The sequence below is a fragment of the Leclercia sp. GHBNCSD genome (assembly GCF_055805075.1).
On the sequence record NZ_JBQVYO010000001.1, the window covers coordinates 3314791 to 3341699 of the forward strand.

17 protein-coding genes and 1 tRNA gene are annotated in these 26909 nt (G+C 57.7%); 11 read left to right on the plus strand and 7 right to left on the minus strand.

Annotated elements, in window-relative coordinates; translation table 11 throughout:
• Positions 1–11: 11 nt before the first annotated feature.
• Positions 12–3344, minus strand: coding sequence for a CapA family protein (locus tag ACT3IC_RS15930; protein ID WP_473478130.1), 3333 nt, complete (start codon positions 3342–3344; stop codon positions 12–14).
• 24 nt (positions 3345–3368) lie between these two features.
• Positions 3369–4247 (minus strand): alpha/beta hydrolase family protein, encoded by an 879-nt coding sequence (locus ACT3IC_RS15935; protein ID WP_473478133.1) that lies wholly within the window; start codon positions 4245–4247, stop codon positions 3369–3371.
• Between the two features lie 116 nt (positions 4248–4363).
• Here ACT3IC_RS15935 and ACT3IC_RS15940 point away from each other — a divergent pair, with 116 nt between their 5' ends.
• The 8 genes from ACT3IC_RS15940 to ACT3IC_RS15975 all read left to right on the plus strand — a co-directional run bounded on the left by ACT3IC_RS15940 (position 4364) and on the right by ACT3IC_RS15975 (position 19568).
• On the plus strand, positions 4364–6025 hold the full coding sequence (locus tag ACT3IC_RS15940) for a Mur ligase (protein ID WP_473478136.1): 1662 nt from the start codon (positions 4364–4366) through the stop codon (positions 6023–6025).
• 8 nt (positions 6026–6033) lie between these two features.
• Positions 6034–6726, plus strand: a complete 693-nt coding sequence (gene lapG, locus ACT3IC_RS15945) for a cysteine protease LapG (protein WP_103180595.1) — start codon at positions 6034–6036, stop codon at positions 6724–6726.
• 9 nt (positions 6727–6735) lie between these two features.
• A complete protein-coding gene (gene lapD / locus ACT3IC_RS15950; RefSeq protein WP_473478139.1) occupies positions 6736–8682 on the plus strand; it encodes a cyclic di-GMP receptor LapD in 1947 nt (648 codons plus the stop codon).
• A 68-nt stretch (positions 8683–8750) separates the two neighbouring features.
• The gene (locus ACT3IC_RS15955; RefSeq protein WP_236560462.1) at positions 8751–9050 is read left to right on the plus strand and encodes a tryptophan synthase subunit beta; all 300 of its coding nucleotides are present in this window, start codon (positions 8751–8753) and stop codon (positions 9048–9050) included.
• Positions 9051–9325: 275 nt separating this feature from the next.
• Positions 9326–14410: a hypothetical protein gene (locus ACT3IC_RS15960; protein ID WP_473478142.1), complete on the plus strand. Its 5085-nt coding sequence runs from the start codon at positions 9326–9328 to the stop codon at positions 14408–14410.
• Between the two features lie 168 nt (positions 14411–14578).
• On the plus strand, positions 14579–15928 hold the full coding sequence (locus ACT3IC_RS15965; RefSeq protein WP_103180590.1) for a TolC family outer membrane protein: 1350 nt from the start codon (positions 14579–14581) through the stop codon (positions 15926–15928).
• Positions 15929–16066: 138 nt separating this feature from the next.
• A complete protein-coding gene (locus tag ACT3IC_RS15970) occupies positions 16067–18217 on the plus strand; it encodes a type I secretion system permease/ATPase (RefSeq protein ID WP_159339667.1) in 2151 nt (716 codons plus the stop codon).
• Positions 18204–19568, plus strand: a complete 1365-nt coding sequence (locus ACT3IC_RS15975; protein WP_180210278.1) for an HlyD family type I secretion periplasmic adaptor subunit — start codon at positions 18204–18206, stop codon at positions 19566–19568. The genes ACT3IC_RS15970 and ACT3IC_RS15975 overlap by 14 nt, the downstream gene beginning before the upstream one ends.
• A gap of 45 nt (positions 19569–19613) precedes the next feature.
• Here the strand turns inward: ACT3IC_RS15975 and ACT3IC_RS15980 are convergent, their stop codons facing one another.
• Positions 19614–20153: a DUF2058 domain-containing protein gene (locus ACT3IC_RS15980; protein WP_159339639.1), complete on the minus strand. Its 540-nt coding sequence runs from the start codon at positions 20151–20153 to the stop codon at positions 19614–19616.
• A gap of 34 nt (positions 20154–20187) precedes the next feature.
• Complete coding sequence (locus ACT3IC_RS15985) at positions 20188–20724, minus strand: cysteine hydrolase family protein (protein ID WP_214422239.1); 537 nt, start codon at positions 20722–20724, stop codon at positions 20188–20190.
• A gap of 196 nt (positions 20725–20920) precedes the next feature.
• On the opposite strand from ACT3IC_RS15985, the gene ACT3IC_RS15990 reads away from it, so the two are divergent.
• Both ACT3IC_RS15990 and ACT3IC_RS15995 read left to right on the plus strand, forming a co-directional pair.
• Entirely contained in the window at positions 20921–22837 is a 1917-nt protein-coding gene (locus ACT3IC_RS15990; protein ID WP_473478145.1) for a flagellin N-terminal helical domain-containing protein, read from the plus strand.
• A gap of 70 nt (positions 22838–22907) precedes the next feature.
• A complete protein-coding gene (locus tag ACT3IC_RS15995; RefSeq protein WP_159339637.1) occupies positions 22908–23072 on the plus strand; it encodes a hypothetical protein in 165 nt (54 codons plus the stop codon).
• Between the two features lie 191 nt (positions 23073–23263).
• Here ACT3IC_RS15995 and ACT3IC_RS16000 read toward each other — a convergent pair.
• Both ACT3IC_RS16000 and ACT3IC_RS16005 read right to left on the minus strand, forming a co-directional pair.
• A tRNA-Arg gene (locus ACT3IC_RS16000) sits at positions 23264–23335 on the minus strand.
• Positions 23336–23410: 75 nt separating this feature from the next.
• On the minus strand, positions 23411–24340 hold the full coding sequence (locus tag ACT3IC_RS16005) for a formate/nitrite transporter family protein (RefSeq protein ID WP_156654969.1): 930 nt from the start codon (positions 24338–24340) through the stop codon (positions 23411–23413).
• Between the two features lie 315 nt (positions 24341–24655).
• Between ACT3IC_RS16005 and mlaA the strand changes: the two genes are divergently transcribed.
• Complete coding sequence (gene mlaA / locus ACT3IC_RS16010; RefSeq protein WP_103180550.1) at positions 24656–25408, plus strand: phospholipid-binding lipoprotein MlaA; 753 nt, start codon at positions 24656–24658, stop codon at positions 25406–25408.
• Between the two features lie 46 nt (positions 25409–25454).
• On the opposite strand, the gene fadL is transcribed toward mlaA, so the two are convergent.
• A complete protein-coding gene (gene fadL, locus ACT3IC_RS16015) occupies positions 25455–26777 on the minus strand; it encodes a long-chain fatty acid transporter FadL (protein ID WP_168192031.1) in 1323 nt (440 codons plus the stop codon).
• Between the last annotated feature and the right edge of the window lie 132 nt (positions 26778–26909).

The window sequence follows — 26909 nt, forward strand, 5'->3', positions numbered from 1 at the left end:
AAAAATTCTGCTTACCTCCCGGCCAGGTGCGCCAGCGGCATGATCAGCCTGCATTCACCCTCCTCACTGACGGCGCGCCAGCCCGCATCGGACGTCTCTTCCTGGGTAATGGGCATGCCCTGCGCGGTAAGCTGCGCGATCAGATCTGAGAATTCCGCCCCGGTCACCGGGCGGGGCTGCCAGAAAGTCTGTTTATTGTCGGTCAGGATCGGCAGAAGCGCGATCTGCGGCTGCGGATTGCCAAGCCGCAGGCGGACGACAAAGCCATACGGCGGCACGCCACGCGACTGGTATTCACCGTTACTGTTAAACACCCCGTTGCCGATGCTGTAGACCACCAGACTTTCGCCCAGTCGTACCGCCTCGCCTGCCATGTGCGGCCCGGAGCCGATAATCAGGTCGGCTCCGGCCTCGCAGAGACGCTGCGCCAGCGCCCGCTGTCCCACCGTTGTCCACTGGTAATCTAGCCCCCAGTGAGCGAGCACGATAGTGGTGGCTGGCCGGGGGCGTGCTTTCTCCAGACGCAGCTGTTCAGCCAGGCCGCCGCTCAGGCAGGCGACCCCTGCCCGATGTGGGCGGGCATAAAAGGCGCAATCCTGCTCCATGTAGCGTCGGTACCAGTAGGCGCTGAAAATCTTGTACTGTCTGTCGCCCACCGTCAGCACCAGCGGAGCGTGGGCCTGCTGCGCATTGCGTCCGGCGCCGATGCAGGCAATGCCGCCGCCGCCAAACGCCGCCAGGGTGCTCTCCAGCCCAGGCAGTCCGGCATCCATGGCGTGATTATTGCCAAGGGCCACCGCGTCGATACCCTGTTTACGCAGGGCGGTAACCGAGGCGACCGGATCCCCGGTCAGGCAGAACGGCTTTCGGCCTTCCAGACTGGCGCGCAGATCGGTGGCGAGGGCCGCCTCAAAGTTGGCAAGAGTGAAGTCGCTACCGCGCAGCAGGGGGGCGATGCCCAGAAAGCTGTGATCGTAGCCGTAACGTTGCAGGGCATCATCCAGACCCCGCGCCTGGCGCTTGCGGGTATACCACTCCCCAAAATAGGTGTCGCCCAACAAGGTGAGGGTCGCCACAGGTTTGTCGATGTGCCGTTCGACGGGCACCGGTGCGGGCTCTGCGCCATCCACTCCGGCCAGGAGCCCATCCAGCAGATAGTCGAGATGAAAGGCGTCATCCGCCCCGGCAGCGCAGGCCAGCCAGAGTTCGCCTGCGATCCACTGCAGCGCAACGCCCCAGCGTCCGGCGCAGAATTGTCCCCATGCGCTGCCGTTGCTGTGCAGGTTGCCGCTTTTACGGTAGACCCGCTCGCCGATGGCCGCCTCGTGCTCACCCAGCCACGTAAGCCAGTGCGGGTAGCGCAGCTGGAAATGGTGCATCAGCCTGGCGATATCCGTAAGCGTGGTGCGCTGGCCGGGGCGGGGCCGACCGGAGACGTTATTGATATGGGTGTGGCGCATCTCCAGCTGGTCGACAAGGCTGCGCAGCGCCTTCAACGCCTCCGCGCTGCTGCCGGCCAGCGTTTCCGCCAGATGAATGGCGGCGTCGCAGGCGTTGTGGATGAGCATCGCCTGCACCAGCGATTTCACGGTTGCCGTGCTCCCCCGTTGCAGGCCAAGAGCCGGATTGCCCTGCAGAACGTGGGCAGCGATGCCGTGCATCTCAACAGGCGTATCAAGGTCTATTTTTTTCGCCAGCAGCCGTTCTGCCAGGCAGACGGCCAGCAGCAGCTGGCTCAAGTACGTGGGGGCAAACGCGCTGTCACCCTGCTCAGACAGCCGGGTTTCGCCGGTGGTAAGATTCATCAGCAGGCGGGCGGTTTGCCCTTTTGCCAGGGCTGGCGACGCGGTAAGTCGGCGCTTCAACAGGCCGACAACCCGCCTGAAGTCGGAATTACGCACGCTCCCTTTTACCAGCACGATATCGCCGTCGCGCAACGCTGGCGCAGCGGCTTCCACCAGCGCTTCTGCGGTGCTGAAATGACCGCTACGAACCTCCTCCGGCAGGGCGTCGTGCAGGGCACACATCTCGTCACCGTGCAGAAATGCCTGCTGACAGCCAGCCGCCAGCAGGGGCTGCGCCAGCGAGCGGTGGATGGCGGCGGACCGATCCCCGAGGTTGATGATCCGCCCCAGCAGGGCGATCACACGGCCGCCCCCTTCCTGCGCTCGCTGAGCGGCCACCTCAAACGCGTTGAGCATCGAGAGGTATTCGGCGTTATAACTGTCGTCAATCAGGGTGACAGCCCCGCCGCCCGGCAGCGGCAGCGCGGAAATGCCCATATGTTGATCATCGCTGCGCCAGGTTTCGAGGCTGGCCACGATCTCCGCCAGGCTCACCCCGAGCAGATCGGCGGCGATAAGCGAGGCCACCGAGTTAAGCGCGGCGCCTTTGCCCGGCACAGCCAGCCGGTAATTCAGGCTCTGCTGACGGAGGCTGAGCGTGATCAGGCTCCCGTTGGCATTCTGGGTAAACGCCGTGATCCGCACGTCGGCGTCGGCATCAAACCCGTAGCTGATGATGCGGGCACCGTCACGGGTGACGCACGCAGCCACGGTGTCATAGCTGGCCATATCACGGTTTAAAATGGCGTAACCACCCGGAATAAGACCGTGACTGATGCGCGCTTTAAAGCGGGCCACATCGTCGAGAGAGGTCACGCTCCTGCCCACCTGGGTGAGGCCGATCTCGGTAATAATGACGATATGCGGTTTGATACGCGGGCCGATCCCGCCGTTGCGCATCCACAGAGCAGAGATCGCCACCTCCAGCACCACCGCCTGCGGATTGCAGACTGCACGCGCCAGCGTGATGGAGGCCCCCGTGCGGGTGTTATGGTTCCCGCGACTCGCCACTACCGACATATGCTTTGTCAGGATGCTGTTGAGCATCTCTTTGGTCGAGGTTTTGCCTACCGTACCGGTGATCGCCACCAGCTTACCGTCCAGTCGCCGCCGGGCTTCTTCTGCAAGCCAAAGCAGGGCCTGATAGCTGTTGCCCACCACCAGCTGAGGAAAGTCCGGAGGCAGACCATCAACCTTGCGCTGGACGATGGCCCCGCAGTAGCGAGAGGCGTGGCGGGGAAGCGAAAGATGAGTATCATCCCAGCCTGCGTAAACTCCGGTGTTGCCGGAGCCCTTGTGCCAGGTGTCGGGATCGATGGCGACAAACAGACAGGGATGGCCAGGCTGCGCCTTATCATGAAAAAGGACAATGTCAGCGGCGTGCCAGCCTGCATCCGGACGATTGTACCAGACGCTACCGGGTAGTTTTTCGAGTTCGGCAGCGGTCCATCCCGGTGCTTGCGTCTCTGCGCGTGGCTGACGGGGCGGTTTCTGGCGCATATTTTTATTCCTGCTTTTTTGGGCTTATCCGCGTAGCGGACAGAGGCGAATGGCGTTGATACCGGCATTCCCCGTCAAATTATGAAATTGCGGCGGTCTGGCGGGGCGTTCGAGCAGTTCTACCCGGTGGCCATGTTCCCGCAGCGCATCCGCGAATCGCGCCTGCAGATCGAACGGCGTATTGCGATCCTGCGGGTTGCCGATCACCAGGATCAACCGGAAGGGATCGGCGGCGATCCCGCTGATGTGTTCGAGGGGATCCCACGGGTGAGGGAGGCCGGTGCCGTCCAGTGCAGGCGCCGGGGCTTCGCCACGCTGCTGACGCAGGCGCTGCGCCCGCTCGAGTATTCCCCAGGCGCCGGAAGTAAGCACCGCGCAGGCGATGTCCCGGCGGCCGGTAGTCAACAGCGCCGAAGCGGCGGTGGCGCCTCCGCTGTGTCCGCTGAGAATAAAGCGCTGGATACCATAGCGGGCCTTGATAGCATTGAGGGCAGCATCGATAGCCTGGAACTCTTCCGCCTGACGACGGCGGTAATGGTTGCCGCTGGAGCCGTAGGTGCCGGGGCGGGCGATAATAATGGTCGGCAACCCGGTCTGGCGTAGGATCGCCCGGGCCTGACGGCGTTGGTCGGCGGCGGTGTTACCTGGAATGGTTTCGGGTGGACGCTTTATCTGCGAGACGCGGTCGCCTTTTAACATCACCACCGCCAGTGGGGCAGCCTGGAGATTTCCGGCGCTGAAATAGCGCATACAGGCGTTGCCTTGAGGGTAGTGTACCCACACGGCCTCGTCGCCGACCGGGCAGTGCTGTCGGGAGGCTGGCTGGTTCCACAGCAGCGGCGTCTCAGCGTAAGCGAAAACGCTGATTAGCAGCAGGATCCATACCGCGAAACATCGACTCACACCACCGCCCCGGAAGAAACAATAGACATACAGAATACACAACTTGTCATACATAATGGTATTATCTGGTTAGGATTTTTCTGACAGGGTTTCTTCAGGCGTTATCAGGAGTAAAAATGCCGCTCAGCCAATTACTGGCGCAAACCCGCCCGGCGATGGAATTGCTGGACGTCGCGCCCAAACCGCCGATTTGCCCCGCCTGGGCGATCTTTTTTAGTGCTTCCGATGGTCAAAGCCGTGCGCATATTGTGCAGGGCTTTGGCGACAGCTTCGATCAGGCCTGGCAGCAGGGCGTAGAGGCGCTGCTGCAGTGGCAGCAAAAGAGTGGGGCGGTGGTTTGCTGGCTGCGCGTTGACCTTGTGGATCAGGTGCAGGCCCTGCGCTGGGATAACCTGCAAGCCCGCTTAGCCAGGACCAAACGCAACTATTTTCGCTTCGGCATCAGCCTGGACCCAGCGTTTCGCTACGCGATGCTGGAGCAGGAGATTGCCGCCAACGCGCTGCTCTATCATGGCGATCACGGCGTTGCCACGCCCAATGCCACTAATCTGGCCCATTTTTCCCGCCGTCGCTTCGGCGCTGTGCTGAGCTGGCCGGAGGAGCCTGACCAGACGCTCTGGCGCTTCACCACCCGGGCGCTGTTTTGCGACGGCGAGCAGTTGTTACCCATCGAATCGACCGGGCGTAACAGCGGCTACCGCCAGCTACCCGACTGGCAGGCGACGGCGCTTGAGCCGATGATCGCCTCCGCCACCGACTACCTTGCCCGGCAGATCGCCCCCTCCGGGCGCTATCAGTACGGCTGGTTCCCCTGTTTCGATCGCGCCATTCCCACCTATAACGCCTTGCGCCACGCCAGCTCTACCTATGCACTGCTCGAAGGATGGGAAGTGACGCAGCAGCCTGAACAGTTCGCGGCAATCGAGCGGGCACTCAACGACCTTTGTGTCAGCTTTATTCGTACTTACCGGCTACCGGACGGCAGCGACGCCGATTTCCTGGTCGATACCGGGGATGAGATTAAGCTTGGCGGCAATGCGGTGTGTATTCTGGCGATGGCGAAATACAGCGAGCTGACCGGTGATGATCGGTATCTGGAACCGATGGCGCGGCTGGCGAACGGGATCGGCTTTATGCAGGATCCGCAGACGGGCGGGTTTGTTCACGTGCTGAACGCAGGGGATCTGTCGCTGAAGGCGGCGCACCGCATTATCTATTACGACGGTGAGGCGGCGTTTGCGCTGATGCGTCTTTACGGACTGACTAAAGCGCCGCGCTGGCTGGCAATGGTCGAACGGGCGATGGATCATTTTATTGTGCAGAAGCACTGGCAGGCGCACGATCACTGGCTCAGCTACTGCGTCAACGAGCTGACGCGCTACCAGCCGCTGGAGCGCTATTACCAGTTTGGGCTGGATAACGTGCGCGATCATCTCGACTTCGTTCAGAACCGCGTCACCACTTATCCTACGCTGCTTGAGTTGATGATGGCGGCCTCACGGATGATCGCGCGGCTTGAGACATCGCCGCATAAACATCTGCTGGCGGGCTTCGACATGGCGGTGTTCAACCAGGCGCTGGAGAGCCGCGCCCGCTATCTGGCAAACGGCTTTTTCTGGCCGGAACTGGCGATGTTCTTTAAAAACCCGCCGCGCATCGTCGGCAGCTTTTTTATTCGTCACCACAGCTATCGCGTGCGAATCGACGATGTTGAACACTACCTTTCCGGCTATGTCGCGTACCGTAAGCGCTGGCTGGCCCGGTCAGGCGAGCAGTAAGTTACGTCATGCGGCTTTATCCTTCTCTTCTGGTGAGCTGTCGACGCTGGCTGTCGCTCTGGCTGGTGCTGCTGCTGGTTATCTCCCCCGGACTCGGCGCCGGGTGGGATTTCAGCGCCATCAGCACCCGTACCGAACGGCTGTATGGTCCTGCTACCCCCGCCGCCCGGCAGCGGATTGATGAGTGGGCAGCGTTGCTTAAACAGCCGTCGCAGGGCACGATCCATGACACCTTAAACCGGGTAAACCAGTTTTTTAACGCCCGGATGGCGTTTCGCGATGATATCGTCGTCTGGAAGCAGCAGGATTACTGGGCAACGCCAATTGAGTTTTTACGTCAGGGGGCAGGGGACTGCGAGGACTTTGCGCTGGCGAAATATTTCACCCTGCGCGAAATGGGCGTGCCGGCGAACCAGTTACGTATTACCTATGTTAAAGCACTCGAACTGAATCAGGCGCACATGGTGGTGACATGGTATTCCACCCCCACGGCGATCCCACTGGTTCTGGATAACCTGAAAACCGCCATCTTGCCTGCTACACAGCGTACCGATCTGCTTCCGGTGTATGCGTTTAACGGCGAAGGGCTGTGGCTGCCGCAATCTGGCGGCAACAAACGCGTGGGTGACAGCAAACGGCTCTCCCGCTGGCAGGATCTTCTCACCCGTATGCGTGCAGAAGGATTTGTAATTCATGAATAGGATAGGGCCATGTCTCTTTATAAACAGCTACTGATTGGCATCTGTTTATTTACGCTCGTCATTTTCTGCGGCAACTTTTTCGTTACCCTGGAAAGCTCACGGGAGCAGTACCGCAATCAGCTTAGCGCCCACGCGCAGGACGCGGCGACGGCGCTGGGGGTGTCGCTGACCACCCATATCGACGATCCGGCCATGACCGAGCTGATGGTGAACTCCATCTTCGACAGCGGCTATTTCTATCGCATTCGCGTGATCGACATTAAAACCAATAAACCGATTATCGAGCGCAGCGACGTACCCCAGAGCACCCGTGTACCGCACTGGTTTGTGCGGCTGGTGAACCTCAGCCCAGGCGAAGGCGATGCCATTGTGATGCGGGGCTGGACGCAGGTTGCCCGGGTAGAAGTGGTCAGCCATCCGATATTCGCCCTGGCCCGCCTGTGGAACAGTATCGTTGCCAGCTTTTTGTGGCTGATCGGCTGTAGCCTGCTGTTTGTGCTGGCAGCCACCCTGCTGTTGAACCGCATTCTGCGCCCGCTTAACTATATTGCCGGACAGGCGATGGCCATCTGCCGCCGCGAGTTTCTTAATATACAGGCGCTGCCAAAAACGCCTGAGCTGCGCCGGGTGGTGGACGCCACCAACATGATGGTGACCCAGCTCAAGGTGTTATTCAGCGAGCAGGCCCGGCGTACCGAAGCGCTGCGCCAGGAGGCCTATCACGACAGCCTGACCGGCCTGAGCAACCGCCGGGCGTTTGATATGCAGCTCCAGTCACGCCTGAGTGATGAAGAGAACGCCGCCGGCCACATTATGCTGCTGCGGGTGCAGGATCTGATGGGGCTTAACCAGCGTCTGGGTGGGGCGAAATCCGATCAGCTGCTGGTGGCCGTGGCGGATATTCTGAGCGGCCTGCAGCGCAACTATTTCCACAACGAGGGGTTTGTAGCCCGCGTGCGCGGCGGGGAGTTTGCCATTATCGCCCCGCAGATCCTGGGCCAGGAGCTCGATAATCTGCGCAACACCCTCAGCACCCAGCTGAAGGCGCTGTCTGAGATGGGCATGAGCGACGTAACGCCGGTGGCGCATTTTGCCATGGTGCCCTTTAACCCAGGCGATACGCCCCAGGCAGTACTGGCCCAGGCGGACCAGGCGCTGGCGAGAGCCGAAACCGAAATGCGCATCTTTGCAACGCCCGATACCGCATCGGCCACCGAGAGCGAAGACGATCATCACAGCTGGTACACCCGTCTGGACGCGGTGCTGACAAGCGGCGACTTTGCGCTCTTTTCACAGCCGGTCTACGCCTGCAACAGCGCGCGTGAGGTGCTGCATCATAAGATCCTCGCGCGAATTAAAACCCCGGAGGGGGAGCTGGTGCCTGCCGGACGCTTTATGCCGTGGATCCACCGGCTCAATCTCAGCCGCCGCATGGACATTGTGATGCTCCAGCAGACCCTAAGTGAACTGGCAAAATCACCGCGTCCGCTGGCGCTGAGCATCAGCGGGGCCAGCGTCGCGGATGACCAGAGCCTGAATGCCCTGTTGCAGCCGCTGAAAAGCGCGCCGCAGCTGGCAACCTGGCTGACGTTTGAGCTGGATGAGAATGAGCTGCCCGATGTCGAGAGGGTGAATGTTCTGGTCAGCCGCCTGAAGGCGTTGGGGTGTCGTCTGGGGATCCAGCACTTTGGCGGACGCTTCCACCTTATCGGCAATTTGCCGCAATGGGGTCTGGCCTGGATTAAGGTTGATGGCAGTTATATTCGCGATATAGACAGCGAGGACGATAAAAAACTGTTTATTGAGGCTATTTACTGGGCCGCCCGTCAGATAAATCTTCCTTTAATTGCCGAGCGAGTGGAAACGGCAGGCGAACTGGCGATCCTCGAAAAAATGGGGCTGTATGGCGCAATGGGGCGCTATTTTGCTGATGCCAGTACGCTGGGTGGAAATTAACCTCACAGGTTATACAGAGGCTGAATATGTATTACGTAGAACGCGATAGGGAAAGACGAATAATTCGGGTGGAATTGACACCTTTTTCCGCAATGACAGAACAGCACGATCTCTGTACGCCCGAGATTGACGAGTGGTTGCGCCAGCGTGATATCCGCGAAGCCACGCTGTATCAGCTGCGGCAAAGCGACCTTGAGATGGTGCGTGTGCTTGAGGATCTGATCGAGGTTCTGATGAGTAAAGGGGTTATCACCATTACTGACCTGCCGCCTGCCGCACAGGCCAAACTCACCAGCCGTGCGCAGGCGCGTCGCTCGCTGAGTGGTCTGGAAGGGTTAATCGCGGATGAGGACGAGGGGCTTATTTAGCCTCTTTTGCGTACCGGGATTAATCAACAATTAATAGGGGGATATTTCCCTGGCTCCCTATTTTGATAGTACAGATCTTTTTAGTTTCCTGTTTATTCATGGCATCTATTAATATAGCGCCCTGATCCGTATCTGCATCAATAAATCTGGTGCATAAAGGCGTATTGTAGTCATAGTTGCACAGCATATTACTAATACAGATTAAATACTCTTTTAGCATTCTAAGCCTGACAAATGGATGAATTGGGCAAGAAAAAGATTGAGGGAGACAATATATGAGTGGCGTATCCGGGATTGTCAAAGCAGTAATCGGGCAGGTATTTGCCGTCAGCCCTGACGGCAGTAAGCGTTTGCTGACCGAAGGCGACCGCGTTCTCGAAGGAGAACACGTCCAGACGGGAGCGGCTGGCGCAATTACCTTATCTTTGCCGGATGGCAAACAACTGGATCTGGGGCGTGACAGTCAGTGGGACAGCTCAGGGCATATAGTGGCAGAGGCCACGGCGACCCAGCAGCAGGACGTGGCAGCCATCCAGCAGGCTATTGCCGACGGGCAGGACCCGACGCAAACCCTGGAAGCGACAGCAGCTGGTCCGCAATCCGGTAATTCTGGCGGCGAGCCAGGCGGCAGCGGCGGCGGGTCACATACCCACGTCGTGCTCGATCTTACCGGCGAAATTGTTGATCCCACTGCGGGTTACCCAACGATCGGCCTGGATTTCCCCGATGATGAGCCCCCGGAAGAATTAACGCTGCTCGATATTGATGATTCAGATGCTGATGCGGATGCTGACGCGGATGCGGATGCGGATGCCGACGCGGATGCAGATGCCGATTCGGACGCTGACGCTGACGCGGATTCCGATGCCGATGCCGATGCCGACGCGGATGCCGATGCTGACGCAGATGCGGACGCTGATTCTGATTCCGATGCTGATGCTGATGCTGATGCCGATGCCGATGCAGATGCAGATTCTGACGCCGACGCCGACGCGGATTCCGATTCTGACGCTGATGCAGATGCCGATGCGGATTCTGATGCCGACGCAGATGCGGATTCTGACTCCGACGCGGACGCCGATGCAGATGCCGATTCCGATGCAGATGCAGATGCAGATGCGGATGCCGATGCGGACGCAGATGCTGATGCGGATGCCGATGCAGACGCCGATGCAGATTCTGATGCCGATGCCGATGCCGATGCAGATGCAGATTCCGATTCTGACGCTGATGCGGATGCAGACGCCGATGCCGATGCGGATTCTGATGCGGATGCTGATTCTGATGCCGACGCCGATGCGGATGCGGATGCCGATGCCGATGCGGACGCCGACGCCGATGCAGATGCCGATTCCGATGCTGACTCTGATGCGGATGCGGATGCGGATGCGGATGCGGATGCGGATGCAGATGCGGATGCAGATGCCGACGCAGATGCGGATTCCGATTCTGACTCCGACGCAGATGCTGATTCCGACGCGGATGCCGATGCAGATGCAGACGCCGATTCAGATGCGGACGCCGATGCGGACGCTGATGCTGATGCTGATGCCGACGCTGATGCTGATGCCGACGCCGACGCCGACGCCGACGCGGATGCCGATTCTGATGCAGATGCAGATGCCGATTCTGATTCCGATGCAGATGCTGATGCGGATGCGGATGCGGATGCGGATTCTGACGCCGATGCAGATGCCGATGCGGATTCTGACGCTGATGCTGATGCAGATGCTGATGCTGATGCGGATGCTGATGCAGATGCCGATGCCGACGCGGATGCGGACGCCGATGCTGATGCGGATTCTGACGCTGATGCTGATGCTGATGCTGATGCTGATGCTGATGCTGATGCTGATGCTGATGCCGATGCCGATGCGGACTCTGACGCCGACGCAGATGCGGATGCCGATTCTGATTCCGATGCAGACGCGGATGCGGATTCTGATGCCGATGCGGATGCGGATGCGGATGCGGATTCTGATTCCGATGCGGACGCTGATGCCGATGCGGATGCCGACGCCGATGCGGATGCTGATGCAGACGCCGATGCTGACGCGGATTCTGATTCCGATGCGGATTCTGACGCCGATGCTGATGCGGATGCCGATGCAGATGCAGATGCAGATGCAGATGCAGATGCAGATGCAGATGCAGATGCAGATGCCGACGCCGATGCCGATGCCGATGCAGACGCCGATGCCGACGCCGATGCCGACGCTGATGCAGACGCCGATGCGGATTCTGACGCTGACGCCGACGCCGACGCCGATGCCGATGCCGATGCCGACGCTGATGCTGATGCTGATGCGGATGCCGACGCGGATGCCGACGCTGATTCCGATGCAGATGCAGATGCGGATGCGGATGCCGATTCTGATGCAGATGCGGACGCCGATGCCGATGCCGATGCCGATGCAGATGCAGATGCCGATGCAGATGCAGATGCTGATGCCGATGCAGATGCGGATGCGGATGCGGATGCAGATGCAGATGCAGATGCAGATGCGGACTCTGATGCCGACGCGGATGCCGATGCCGATGCGGATTCTGATGCCGATGCCGATGCCGACGCTGATGCCGATTCTGACGCTGACGCTGATGCGGACGCTGATTCTGATTCCGATGCGGATGCCGATGCTGATGCAGACGCCGATTCTGATTCCGATGCGGACGCAGATGCGGATTCCGATGCCGATGCCGATGCCGACGCGGATGCCGATGCCGATGCCGACGCGGATGCCGATGCCGATGCCGATGCGGATTCTGATGCGGATTCTGACGCTGATGCAGACGCGGATGCCGATGCGGATTCTGACTCCGACGCGGACGCCGATGCCGATGCAGATGCTGATGCCGATTCTGATTCTGATTCTGATGCAGACGCAGACGCAGACGCCGACGCTGATGCTGATGCGGATGCCGATTCTGATGCAGATGCGGACGCCGACGCCGACGCAGATGCGGACTCTGATGCCGACGCCGACGCCGACGCCGACGCTGATGCAGATGCGGATGCGGATTCTGATGCAGATGCGGACGCCGACGCCGACGCAGATGCGGACGCTGATGCCGACGCGGATGCCGATGCTGATGCTGATGCTGATGCTGATGCGGATTCTGACGCTGATGCTGATGCGGACGCCGACGCCGATGCCGATGCGGATGCGGATGCGGATGCCGATGCGGATTCTGATGCCGATGCGGATGCCGATGCGGACGCCGATGCAGATGCGGACGCCGACGCTGATGCGGATGCAGATGCAGATGCAGATGCAGATGCAGATGCGGACTCTGATGCCGACGCGGATGCCGATGCCGATGCGGATTCTGATGCCGATGCGGATTCTGATGCCGATGCGGATTCTGATGCCGATGCGGATTCTGATGCCGATGCCGATGCGGACGCTGATGCCGACGCTGATGCCGACGCCGATGCCGATGCTGATGCTGATGCTGATGCTGATGCTGATGCTGATGCCGATGCCGATGCCGATGCGGATGCAGATGCCGATTCCGATGCAGATGCAGATGCAGATGCAGATGCAGATGCAGATGCAGACGCCGATGCCGATGCCGATGCGGATTCTGATGCCGATGCGGATTCCGATGCAGATGCGGATGCGGATGCAGACGCTGATGCGGATGCTGATGCAGATGCCGATGCCGACGCGGATGCCGACGCGGATGCGGATGCGGATTCTGACGCTGATGCCGATGCCGATGCCGATGCGGATTCCGATGCTGACGCGGATTCTGATGCCGACGCCGATGCCGATGCTGATGCTGATGCTGATGCCGATTCTGATTCCGATGCCGATGCCGATGCCGACGCAGATGCGGACTCTGATGCCGACGCCGACGCCGACGCGGATGCCGACGCGGACTCTGATTCCGACGCCGACGTCAAACTAACCGTTACCGTCACTCCAGGCAGTAAGACGACCGAGACGACAGATGACCAGATCATCCACGTTAATGGCGGCAGCGGCGATCCTAACGGTTACGACATCCAGAACGGCGTGATTGTGGCGATCGGCAGCAACGTACATGTCTGGCTGACTCCGGATAGCCCGGACGGTAAGATCCAGGGCGACTTCGTGCCGAAGGCCGACAGCCTGGATCAGATCCACTACTACAACAGCCAGGGTAACGCCAACGCCAATAACGGCGACAAGACCTACACCGATATATTTGTGGTCGGTGACCATACGGGTGGCTATTACCAGCAGGGTGACTGGCCGCAGGATCGCTATGAATTCCGGCCGCTCAACGGCATCACTGGCAACCAGGGCTTACCGCAAAGCAGCGTGGGTAAGGACTATATCTTTGTTCAGGGGAATGAGGCTGACTACACCGTTACCGGTGTCGACCATCCACAGAATGGTAAAAACAACGATATAGATAACCTGCATGTGGTTGATAACGAGACCGGGAAGTCACCGTTCCAGAATGCCAACGGCATCGAAGGCGTTGTTTTTGGTGACGGACCCTCCTCCACGCACGGCGGCAATACCACCGTCAGCTATACGGTGACGCTGAATCTGGATGTCAATCTCGAAAGCTCAGACAGCAGCGATCACCTTAACAGCATCACCCTGAGCGGTATCCCGGAAAACGCGACCTTTACCGGCAACTATGCGAGCGTCAGCTACAACGCCGAAGAGAAGAGCTACACCCTGACCTTTGACAACGACACCTCGCACTTCAACGGCCAGGTGAGCGTTGAGCTGCCGGACGGTCAGAGCGATTTCGGGGAGATCGGGCTGAAAGTGGACTCTACCGCCTTCGATCAACACGAAACCGACTTCACCGTTGACGGGAAAGAGGGCGGAACGTTTGTCAGCGAAAGCCACGGCGGAGAAGAGCACGCCGATGATAACGTTGACGATCGCTCTCTGATGGCTGACCACAGCGTTGAGGAGAATCATGTTGAAAGCGACAGTGAAGAGAATCACAAGCAGACGAGCAGCCTGACGGCTGATGAGCATGACGCCGACCACGCTCTGGCGAACGGGGATCACGCCGCATCGTTAATCGATGACGACAACCTGATGCTCAATACCAGCAGTGTGGATAACAACGGCACACCAACGGTCGATAATGCGCAGAGCGAAAACCTCACGCTCCAGAGTACGGATCAGGAGGAGCAGCTGAACTTTAGCGATCTCATTCATGATGAAGAGCATAACGATCTCAGCACGCTGATCCAGGCGGGGCCGCAGAGCGACACGGCGGAGGGCCCGGCGGAAGTCGAGCATGTTCCTGCTGAAGGCGGTGAGATCGCCGGAACGGAGGGGTATGACGCGGGTAACGACACGGTGCTCGACAGTCTGATCGCCAAACCGGAAGAGCACGCCTGACTGGCGCCGCGCAGGGCTGGTCTGGCACTGCGCGGCAAACATTATTCAGGACAGACGAGGGATCCCGTCTGTCCGCAAAATCGCAGGGTACATTTTTCCCCCTCTCTCTGATGGGGTTTCTCTGGTGAATATTGACCAATAATCAAGGGATATGAAGGAAAAAATAAGATGAAACAGTATAGTCAGTTCGTTATAGGGGCTACCCTGGCGCTGAGCGCCACATATAGCCAGGCCACGACCCTGGAACAGGCCGTGAAAGAGAGCCTGTTATGGCATCCGGAAGTTAACGCCTCGGTAAACAGCCGCTATTCCGCCGATCAGGATCTCCGCGCCGCCAAAGGCGGCTATCTCCCGACCCTGGATCTCACCGCCGGTACCGGCTGGGAACAAACCGATAACGCCAGCACCCGCGGGGCAGGCGATCATCTGCGTGATTTGCACCGCAGCGAGTCCGCCATCAATCTGCGCCAGAACGTCTTCAACGGTTTTGCCACCACCAGCGAAGTGGGCCGCCAGAAAGCGACGGTCAACTCCCGCGCCTGGACGGTAATGAATACCAGCGAATCCACCGCCCTGCAGGCGATCCAGAGCTATCTCGATGTGCTGATGCGCCAGAAGATGGTGGCGCTGGCAGAAGATAACCTGAAGAATCACGAGCGCGTATTCGATCAGATCCGCCTGCGTACCGAGCAGGGGGTGGGGCGTCAGGCTGACTTTGAGCAGGCCCAGGCTCGTCTGGCCCAGGCGCGCAACAACCTGCTGACCGAGCAAACTAACCTCGAAGACGCTCGCGCCAACTACCAGAGTATCACCGGCAAAGAGCCTGACACTCTCGTCATGCCCGCCAAAATCGCGGTACCCGCCTCGCTGGAGGCCGCGCGGACCGTCATGCTGGCAAACAATCCGCTGCTGAAACAGGCCGATGCCGATGTGGAAGCGACCCGCCAGCAGTACGAGGCGGCAAAATCGCGCTTTTATCCGGATGTGAATGTCGAAGTCGGGCGCACCATGGATAACAACATCGATGGGACCCGCGGCCACAGCCAGGAGTGGCAGGCGATGCTGCGCATGCGTTACAACCTCTATAACGGCGGCAGCGACCAGGCGACGCTCACCTCTTACGCCTACAAAATGAAAGAGGCTCAGGATGTGAAAAATAACGCCCAGCGTCAGCTGAACGAAGAGCTGCGTCTGGCCTGGAACGCCCTGAAAAACGCCGGGCAGCAGGTGCCGATCGCCAAAGAGTATGCCGATCGCAGCGTGCAGGTGCGTAGCGCCTACCAGGAGCAGTTCAGCCTTGGCGACCGGACCTTGCTCGATATGCTGGACAGTGAAAACGAGGTGTTCAGCGCCCAGCGCCGCTACGTCGAGCTGCAGTTTGTCGACATGTTTACCACCTACCGCATCAGCGCCCGTACCGGCGAACTGCTTAAGAGCCTGAATATTCAGCCGCCGACGGCAGCGGAGCCGCTCACGCAAGCGAAATCTTCCCAGGCAGAACTGCCTGAATTAAAGTAAGACGCCCTGAGAGGCTGACGGGGTTGTTGCTGGCAGAGATAACGGCAACAACCCTCTCTTTTTTTATCTGCGGTTCCCGTCCGCAGAACACTGAGGCAGAGAATGACGCCTGATATTGACTCCTCTGATCGCATCGAGATGGCCCCGCAGGCGCAGGGCAGGCTGGATCCGCGGCAAAGCCATGACGATCCCCTGCTGGATGCGCTGATGATCGTCTGTAAATTGCATAACATAGGCACCAGCCGCAACGTCCTGACCGCGGGGTTGCCGCTGGCAGCCCACACCCTGACGACAGAGACCTTCCCCCGCGCCGCCGGACGGGCCGGGCTCAAGGCGCGGGTGGTGCAGCGTGGGCTTGAAAACATCACCGCGCTCTCTCTGCCCGCCATTCTCCTGCTGAAGAACAATCAGGCCGCGGTGCTGATTGGCTGGGATGCGCAGCAGCGCGCCCGGCTGCTACCCAGCGAAACGGAGGGCGGTGAAATCACCGTGTCGCCAGAGACGCTGGCGGAGAATTACAGCGGCCGGGTGATTTTTATCTCTCCGGAGCATGAGTTTGATGCCCAGCCGACGGCTACATTGCCGCGTACCAAAGCCTGGTTCCAGGACACGCTCAAACTGTCGAAATCCCTCTACCTGGATGCGGTGGTCGCCAGTTTCCTCGTCAACCTGGTGGCCCTCAGCGCCCCGCTGTTTGTGATGAATGTCTATGACCGGGTGGTGCCCAATCAGGCCACCGCCACGCTGTGGGTGCTGGCGATTGGCATCAGCATTGCCTTTGTGTTCGACTTTGTACTGAAGATCCTGCGGGGAATTTGCCTCGATCTGGCGGGCAAAAAAACCGACCTCGTGGTCTCCTCGGCGCTGTTCGAGCGGCTGCTGGGGATGAAGATGAAGCTCCGCCCGCAGCGGGTGGGCAGCTTTGCGCAGAATTTCCAGGAGTTCCAGTCGATTCGTGATTTTCTGTCGTCGCTGACGCTGACCGCCTTTATCGATCTCCCCTTTACCCTGCTGATCCTGCTGGTGATTGGCATCATTGGCGGCCCGCTGGTGTTTATCCCGCTGCTCGCTTATCCGCTGGCGCTGCTGGTGAACTGGTTGATCCAGCGTCCGCTGATGTCGCGGGTCAGGAAGACCTATCAGCTCTCCAACGAACGCCAGGCGATGCTGGTGGAGACACTCACCGGCCTGGATGCCATCAAAATCAACAACGCCCAGAGCGAGCGTCAGTATCAGTGGGAGCACCTCACCGGTCAGCTGAGCAAGCTGGAACTGCGGGTGAAGTCGCTCTCCTATGTGGCGGTGAACTTTACTGCCTGGCTGCAGCAGTTCAGCGGCGTGGCCCTGATCGTGGCCGGGGTCTACATCATTATCGGCGGCAACCTGAGCATGGGCGGGCTGATTGCCTGCTATCTGTTGCACCGTCGCGCCATGATGCCCATCGGCCAGCTGTGTAGCCTCATCACCCGCTACCAGCGCGCGCGAATGACCAAGGCCACCATCGACCGGATGATGGATCTTGAGCAGGAGGTGCAGGACGACGAAGTGCCGCTGAAGCGGGAAACCCTCTCCGGCGCCATTGAGCTGCGCGATGTGACCTTTATCTATCCCGGCAATCAGTATGCCTCGCTCAGCAACGTCTCGCTGACGATCCAGCCCGGGGAGAAGGTGGGGATTATTGGCCGCAGTGGGTCCGGGAAAAGCTCGCTGGCGAAACTGCTGGTCGGGTTTTACCAGCCGGACAGCGGGAATGTGCTGATCGACGGCATCGATGCCCGTCAGATCGATGTTCACGATTTGCGGCACAATATCGGCTACGCGCCACAGGATATTCATCTGTTCAGCGGCACCCTGCGGGAGAACCTGGTGTATGGCGCCAGCTACGTTGATGACGAGACGATGCTGCGGGTGGCTACCCTGACCGGGGTGCACGAGTTTGCCCGTCGTCACCCCTCCGGTTACAACATGCAGGTGGGTGAGCGGGGAATGAGCCTTTCCGGCGGCCAGCGGCAGGCTGTCGCCCTGGCGCGGGCGCTACTGCTCGACCCGCCGGTGTTGTTGATGGACGAACCCACCAGTTCGATGGATAACACCAGCGAAGATTTGATCAAAAAGGCGCTCGTGCCGGTGATTGCCAACAAAACGCTGCTGATGGTCACCCACCGTGCGTCGCTGCTGACGCTGGTGGATCGTCTGATTATCGTCGACAACGGCAAAATCATTGCCGATGGCCCGAAAGAGAGCGTCATGAGTGCGCTGAAGAAGGGACAAATTCATGCGAATCGTTGAGACGCTTAGCCGCCTGATGAGCTGGCTGTCAGGAGATAAACAGCCCGCACCGTTTACCACCAACGAGGTCAACAAAGCGTTGCTGGATGATGCCCCCCGGGTGGTGCGCGTCACGCTGTGGGCTATCTTCGCCTTCTTTATCGCCATGATCCTCTGGGCATCGCTGGCCAGCATTGACGAAGTGACGCGCGGGGAAGGGCGGGCGATCCCCTCATCACGTCTGCAGAAAGTGCAGAACCTTGAGGGTGGGATCGTGGCCGAAGTCTTTGTGCATGAAGGCGAGGTGGTGAAAGCCGGCGCGCCGCTGCTGCGTCTGGATGATACCCAGTTTCGTTCCAACGCCGGGGAGAGCGAAGCCGACCGGCTGGCGCTCCAGGCGCGCATCCAGCGTCTGACCGCGCAGCTGAACGATGCCACAACCCTGACCCTGGCGCCGGAGATAGTGAAGAAGGCGCCGGAGATCGCCAGCGGTGAGATGGAACTCTTCGCCAGCGTCAACAAACGTATTCAGAGCGAACTGGCGGGGCTCAACGAACAGCTGGTGCAGAAGAAGCAGGAGCTGCTCGACTTCCAGGGCAAAGCCAGCCAGTACCGTCGTAGCCTGGGGCTGCAGCAGCAGGAGGTCGCCATGTCTGAACCGCTGGTGGCGAAAGGGGCGATCTCCAAAGTCGAAGTGCTCCGCCTGCGTCGTGGCGTGGTAGAGACCCAGGGACAGCTCGACTCCGTGACCCTTGCCATTCCCCGGGCGGAAGCGGCCATCAAGGAGATTGAGAGCAAAGTCAGTGAAACGCGCGGGCGTTATCGCAGCGAGGCGCTGGGGCAGCTCAACGAGGCGCGAACCGATCTCAGCAAGATAGAGGCGTCGGGCAAGGCGATTTCCGACCGGGTGAACCGTACCCTGGTCACCTCGCCGGTGCGCGGCGTGGTGCAGCAGCTAATGGTCAACACCATCGGCGGCGTGATCCAGCCGGGCAACGACCTGGTGGAGATTGTGCCGCTGGACGACAAGCTGCTGGTGGAGGCCAAAATTCGCCCGCAGGACATTGCGTTTTTACGTCCGGGCCAGGAAGCAACGGTGAAGTTCACCGCCTACGACTACACCATCTATGGCGGCCTGAAGGGAACGCTGGAGCAGATCAGCCCTGATACGGTAACCGACAAAGACGGGAAAAGTTTTTACGTGATTCGCCTGCGCACCGATAAAAACCATCTCGGCACGGATGAAAAGCCGCTGTTAATTATTCCGGGAATGGTGGCGTCGGTGGATATTATTACCGGTAAGAAAACGGTGATGGCCTATCTGCTGAAACCGATTCTGCGCGCCAGAGCGGAGGCGTTCCACGAGCGTTAATAAGTATGGAGAAAGGCCACCTCGCCGGGAGGTGGCTTTTAAGTGTTACCACATCAAATCGTCAGGCACGACAAAATCGGCGTATGGATCGTCTTCATCCTTCGCTTCCTGCGTCAGCTCACCGCTGAAGACGATATAGCTCGCATCACGCTGCATAATTTTATTCGCCACAACGGCAGGGATGATGGCGTATTCGCTCTCGCGACCCGCTTCAGCAACCAGACGCGCAATCGCCAGACGGCCATTGACCAGCTGTTTTTGCGTGGTCTTATCCACAGTGATTTTTTTAATCAGATTGCCGTCGGTGAAGTTAAAACTGATATCGCCTTTGGCAATCACAATGCGGTTCATCTCAATCAACTGCTTGATCTGCGCCTTATACTCTTTTGCCAGCGTCGCCTGCTTTTGCTGTTCGCTAAGCTCTTTGTCGCGCTCAATTTGCGCCTGCTTATTCACTTCTACCGCTTCCCGGGCCTCACGCGCCTGGACGCGGGACTTTTTGGCGGTGCGCTGCACTTTTTCCAGCTTTTTACTGCTGACTAAGCCAGCTTTCAGCATCTGCTCTTGTAGTGTGAGTTTGGTCATCGTCGTTTCTGAAATCTGTCAAATGATGGGCAGATTATACCTGTAATTCCACTGCAGGGATAACCTGGGCAAAATCGGCCGCAAGCAGCGCAAGGGTGACATCATGAATGACTTTTGCGCTGAGCTGAGCTTGACTCAGTTCAAAGCTGATTACCGCATCTTTTAGCACCGTCATCTTTAATCCAAGGTCGGCACCCATCCTGACGGTGGAGTTAACGCAAAATCCGGCCACCGCGCCAGTGACAACAACCTCTGAAATTTGCGCATCCTGAAGATAATCCAGTAATCCCGTTGAGCTGAACGCGGAGGAGGTGTGTTTGATAAAGACCGGTTCGTTCGCTGATTCTTTAAAGGCGTCCAGGGGTAAGCTGGAGGAGGAGCTGGGATGGAAAAGCGAGCCCTGTTCAGGCGTCTGGTGGCGAACGTGGATGACGGGAAGGCCTGATTTTCTGAATTTTTCAATTACAGAGGTCATGTTTTCAATGCTGTTATGCGGGAAGTAATCCACGCCCTGCTGAATTCTCTCTGTGACAAAATTCTGCATATCGATGATGAGTAGTGCTTTTGGCATGTAATCCTCCTTAAACCTCGCCACTGGCAGGGTTATTATCGGTTTTTGGGCATCTTCTTAACGCTGGAACGCATTAACATATTCGCAATTATGCGCCACGCCCCCTACCAAATTTGGTTAAGGCTCAAATAAATCATCAACTAATCTACTGTACGACCGATAACAGCTTCAGAGAAACCTGTATCGGTATATCGAAATGCTGAGCCTAAAAACTAACCTGATGGCGTTAACGCTGCGGGGTCAATCTGCAAAAAACACCTCTGCCCTGGAGCAGTCTATCCGCAATTTGTCTTCCGGCATGCGTATCAATAGCGCGAAGGACAATGCGGCCAACCAGGCGATTGCTAACCGCATGACCAGCCAGCAAAATGGGCTGCAGCAGGCGCAGCGGAATGCTGGTGATGGCTTGTCGATGATTCAGACGGCCGAAGGCGCAATGGATGAAATTAACAATCGTTTGCAGCGTATTCGCGAGCTTACAGTCAAAGGGCTCAGTGAATCCAATACCCTGGTGGATGCCGATACCATTCAGGCCGAAATCAACTTAAACCTTAAAGAGATCGACCGCCTGAACGGCGCTGTCGACTTTAACGGCATCAATCTGTTGAATGGCAGTGCGGGTACCGTCGGTTTTCAGGTCGGCACCCGGGATAATGAAAAAATCTCCCTCGATTTATCGAAAAATTTCAGCGTAGAGAGTATCGGCCTGAAGGATTTCGTTATTCGTGGCATCAGCGGTAAGGTTTCAGATATCAATCAGGTTTCTGGAAATGCCAGTAATATCGACCTGAACAGCGGTAATGTCAGCGTAACCTGGTATCCGACGGGCTCATACAACTCGCCGCAACTGGTGCGAAACGCCACTGATGGCCGGTATTACATTCAGGACACGGGAGCCGACGGCAAGCCAGCTTATTATCAGGCCACCACGGCCGCAAGCTGGGATACCGCCAGCGGAACCGGAACTGTAAATATCAGTGCCACCAATGGAACGCCTCTCTACAGCAGCGTCACCCAGCTAAATAGCCGGACCATTACTTCGGTGAGCTATATCGATACCAACGGGGGAATGTTAAGCAATAGTCCCGCGCCGACATTAAGAGAATCAAACGGCCAGTATTATATTGAGCAGGATGATTTCTATTATCCTGCAACCCTGAGCTACGGTTCATCGGGTGCCGTCACCGCACAAATGACCAGCACCACGGCAAAACTGGATACGGATTTCGCTACGCTTCCGGCTGTCGTAACGACTACGCCCAATATTGATGCCACGACCGCAGCATTGAGCTTCAGGGATGCGAGTAATAATCCGCTTTCCGGCTCCAGTTCCCGACTCCTGAAGTCGGGCAGCCAGTACATTATGGAAGTGGATGATGGCAATGGTAATTTTAACTATTACACTGCCTCAGTAACGACCACGACTGACGGTACGAACAGTTCGCTTGTGGTGACGGCGAATAACGCTACCAGTCTGAATAATTTCTCTGATGTGAATCAGGTCAGCGGGTCGTCAAGGGTCACGATGGATCCTGCGAAGGTCAACGTGCGTTATACCGATGCCAAAGGTAATATCTCCAACGATGTGCTGCGCCTGGACGCGGACGGTAATTACTACATGGATGTGGTGAACGGCACTGAGACAAAAAAAGCCACTCTGGTTTTGACTGATGAGAATCCTGCCCGTTTCCTGCTAAAAACGCTGAATGGTCTGGGGGATCTCCAGATCTACTACCAGGCGTCTTTTAGTGCCTCTACGGATGCGGCGACCAACTACACGACCCTGAATATCGCTGAAGTCGGCGATGAGATCCGCCTGAAAAATCCTGAGAACCCTCTGGCCGCGCTCGATAATGCCATTAAACAGGTTGATGAAAGACGCAGCACGCTGGGCGCTGTGGCGAACCGGTTGGAGTCCACGCAAAATCTCCAGGCGACAATGTCTGTTGCGGTCAGTGCGTCCCGCTCGCGGATTGAAGATGCGGACTATGCCGCGGAAGTGTCCAGTATGGCCCGGGCGCAGATGCTCCAGGAAACGTTCGCCTCGTTAATGACCAAAGCCAACCAGACGCCGCAGGTAGTGTTGTCACTGCTGAATGATTCGATGAAATAACATCTGGTGAGAGCCCCAACCTTTCGGGGCTCCGTAACGCTTAGCGAATGACGTTGCCGCGCTGTACGCAATGCCCATCGTTGCAGTTAACGGCATCTACCCTGGCGGCACGGTGATTTCTTGCCTGCGCGGTAACCGTTGCAGCCGCTACCGGGTGGGCGGAATTCGCAACCACGGCTGCGCGTTCTACCGGGTGAAAGATAACACCAGCAAAGGCAGAGCATGGGGCGATTAAAGCCAGCGCGATCAGGATCTTCTTCATTAACTTTCTCCGTTCAATTTTGTATTACCTGGTGAGCCAGGGATACGTTCTGATGGCGGGAGAGTACATTACAGCAACCGGTTAAGTTGTGTTTATGGGTGCTATTGAACAGAAAGTAACTTACGAAGTTGCGGGAAAAAATGGTAAATCTGACGGCAGGAAAGTGTCCCCTGCAGGAATCGAACCTGCAACTAGCCCTTAGGAGGGGCTCGTTATATCCATTTAACTAAGGGGACAAAGCGGCACGAGTATAACGTCATTTATACAATGCGTTAAGCGCGTGACCGCCTGACTGCTTAAAGTGTCGCCACTCACACCGCTTTTTTATCTTCTTCCGCTTCCTCCTGCTGGGCCTTAAGCTCGGCTTTGCGCTTATTCGACATATCGTTACGGATTTGCGCATGGCTCAGCAAGGCAAAAATAAAGGTGCCGCCGCAGATATTGCCTGCCAGAGTAGGGATCGCGAAGGGCCAGAAAAACTCGCTCCAGTGAATGGTGCCGTTAAAGACCAGATATAAAATCTCTACCGTACCCACCACGATATGAGTGGTATCGGCCAGAGCGATAAGCCAGGTCATCAAAATAATGACCACGATTTTCGCTGAACCGGCCGCCGGGAACATCCAGACCATGGTGGCGACAATCCAGCCGGAGATGATCGCGTTGGCGAACATCTCTGCCGGGCTGTTTTCCATGACTCCCATCCCGATTTTCACAAAGGCGTCGCGGGTGGGCTCATCAAATATCGGCATAAACTCGAACGCCCAGGCGGCGACACCGGTACCGATAATATTGCCGAGCAGTACCACGCTCCACAGGCGCATCAGCAGGCCGAAATTGCCCCAGGTTGGGCTTTGCATCACCGGCAGTACGGCGGTGACGGTATTCTCGGTGAAGAGCTGCTGGCGCGCCATAATCACGATGATAAAGCCAAAGGTGTATCCGAGGTTTTCGATGATTATCCCGCCGGGTACCCCTTCAAGCTCGACATGAAAAATCCCTTTTGCCAGCAGGGAAGCGCCCATCGATAATCCGGCGGCAATGGCCGACCAGAACAGCGCCATGGCGTCGCGCTCCAGCTCCTTTTCACCATCCTGGCGAATATGTTCGTGGATTGCCATTGCACGTGAGGGCAGGCGATCCTCGTCAACCTCAATCTTCTTTCCCCGGCGATTCTCCTCGCTTTCAACTTCCAGCTCTTCGGTATGGTTATCAATTTTTTCTTCTTTTAGCTCGTCCATCGCAATGCTCCATAGGTTGCAGATACCTTTAAGCGTAGCGCTTTTTCTCCCGCCGCCCGTGGGGAAGCTCTTAAATTCCTGTAATGGCAATAAAGGCGATACATCGCTGGCAAAGGCCGTATAAAATTGCCAGCCAAACGAAAACCTAAAGCCAGGCTATTCTGAGATCATACCAGAGAGTGTTTATTGCCCCGATTTGTGGTCGTAGACATCAGTAAACGCGCTGATACAATCACTTACACGTTTACAGACAGAGCGCGAAAGCGCCATGACGGATGGCTTTTGCTGATAGCCATACTTAACAGGGAGAAAGATATGAAACTTCGGCTGTCGGTGGTTGCGTTGAGCACCACGTTGCTGATGGGCTGCGCCAGCTCTGGCGAGCAGCAGGGGCGCTCCGATCCTCTGGAAGGATTTAACCGCACCATGTACAACTTCAACTATAACGTGCTGGATCCGTATGTGGTGCGTCCGGTTGCGGTGGCATGGCGGGATTATGTTCCACAGCCTGCCCGTAACGGGCTGAGCAACTTCACCAGCAACCTCGAAGAGCCAGCGGTGATGGCGAACTACTTCCTGCAGGGCGATCCCTATCAGGGGATGGTCCACTTTACCCGCTTCTTCCTGAACACCCTGTTAGGTATGGGTGGCTTTATTGACGTTGCCGGGATGGCGAATCCGAAGCTGCAGCGCGAACAGCCGCACCGCTTCGGTAGTACGCTGGGTCACTACAATGTGGGTTACGGCCCGTACGTGCATCTGCCGTTCTACGGTAGCTTCACGTTGCGTGATGACGGCGGTGATATGGTCGATACGCTCTATCCGGTGCTGTCGTGGCTGACCTGGCCGCTGTCGGTGGGTAAATGGACGCTGGAAGGGGTGGAGACGCGCGCGCAACTGCTGGATTCAGACGGTCTGCTGCGTCAGTCTTCCGATCCGTATCTCATGGTGCGTGAAGCGTACTTCCAGAATCACGACTTCATTGCTAACGGCGGTAAGCTGAAACCGGAAGATAACCCGAACGCCAAAGCGATCGAGAATGAACTCTCCGAGATTGATGCGGAATAAAAAAGAAAAGGTGAGCGCGAGGCTCACCTTTTTTATCCCTGCGTGATTAGAACGCGTAGTTGAAGTTCATGCCATAGAGCCAGGCTTTACCTTCAGAAGAGAACTCATACGGACCTTCCTGGAACGTCACTTTCTGACCATGCATATAAGAGACACCCGCATCGATGGAGGCATCTTTGTTGAATGCATAGGTCGCACCGGCGCTCAGCCAGAAGCGATCCTGATCCGGAATGGAGATAGAGCGTTTGTCTGCCGGAACCGGGCTGTCATCGAAGGCAATACCGGTACGGAATGTCCAGTTATCGTCCATGTAGTAGGTGGTACCCAGAGCGATGCGGTAAGCATCACGGAAGCTTTCGTCTTTATAGAAGAGCGTATCACCGCCGCTGTTAGTCGCTTTCAGCTCCTGGAACTGGCTCCAGCTCGTGTAGGTCAGGCTATAGTGGATGGCCCATTGCGGCGCGACTCTGTTATAACCGGACAGTTCCCACATCTCAGGTAAATTCAGGGTCAGAGAACCGCCAGTGGTGCGGCCATCCGTCCCCATTGGCAGACCAAAGTTTCCGAGGATCTGGTTATAGGCTGAAGGCAGGCTGCTCTTATAGTCGCCATCGAAATCGATTTTCACTTCAGAGCGGTAGGTCAAGCCATACCGGTTGTTCTTATCGATTTCATACAGAATACCGGCGTTCCAGCCAAAGCCCCACTCATCACCTTTCAGGTAGGCAATCTGGGTATCTCCCGGGATCCCCGCGACCTGTCGTGCCAGAGCCGGAGGTAATGCCCCGGAGCCTGCAACGATGCGACCCAGGTCACCCGCGTAGCGCTCAATTTTCGCTTTCGCATAGACCGCATCAAAGCCAACACCGAAACTCCAGTGATTATCCAGGCGATAAGCACCGCTCAGGTTCAGGTTGAGGGTCTCCAGGTCGGTGGTACCGCCGTATGCCCCTGCTGCGTAGTTGTTATTGAACTCGGTCGCCAGTCCGTAGTTAGAGGTGACGGATGCGCCCCAGCCGAATTGATCGTTGATTGGTGCGACAAAGTGCAGGTTTGGCACCCATGCTGTTGGCGCGATGTTATCCGCATTCAGGCTTGCGCCCGTTCGCGAGCGTCCGGAGATATCCACGTCAGGGTCAACAAAGATGGCACCTGCGGAGAAGGTGGGACGATCAAACATCATGATCAGGGCAGGGTTACGGCTCGCGTTCCCTGCGTCATCAGCGATAGCACCTTCCCCGGAATAGGCGCGGCCCAGGCCTGAGGAAGAGAACTCATTCAACTGAAAGCCCGCTGACCAGGCGGAGGTGGAGACGATTGCCACTGCGACTGCCAGCGCAGTTTTTTTGAACAGGGTTTTCTGGCTCATGACCATAACCTCATTGAGTTATTTTTATTCAATTTTTGTTACATACCGTAACAGGAGCGCGAAGTGTAGGGTCTGTGGTAACACTTAGAAATCAGACCAGTGGCGAGAGTATAGGTCTGACCAGATAGAATG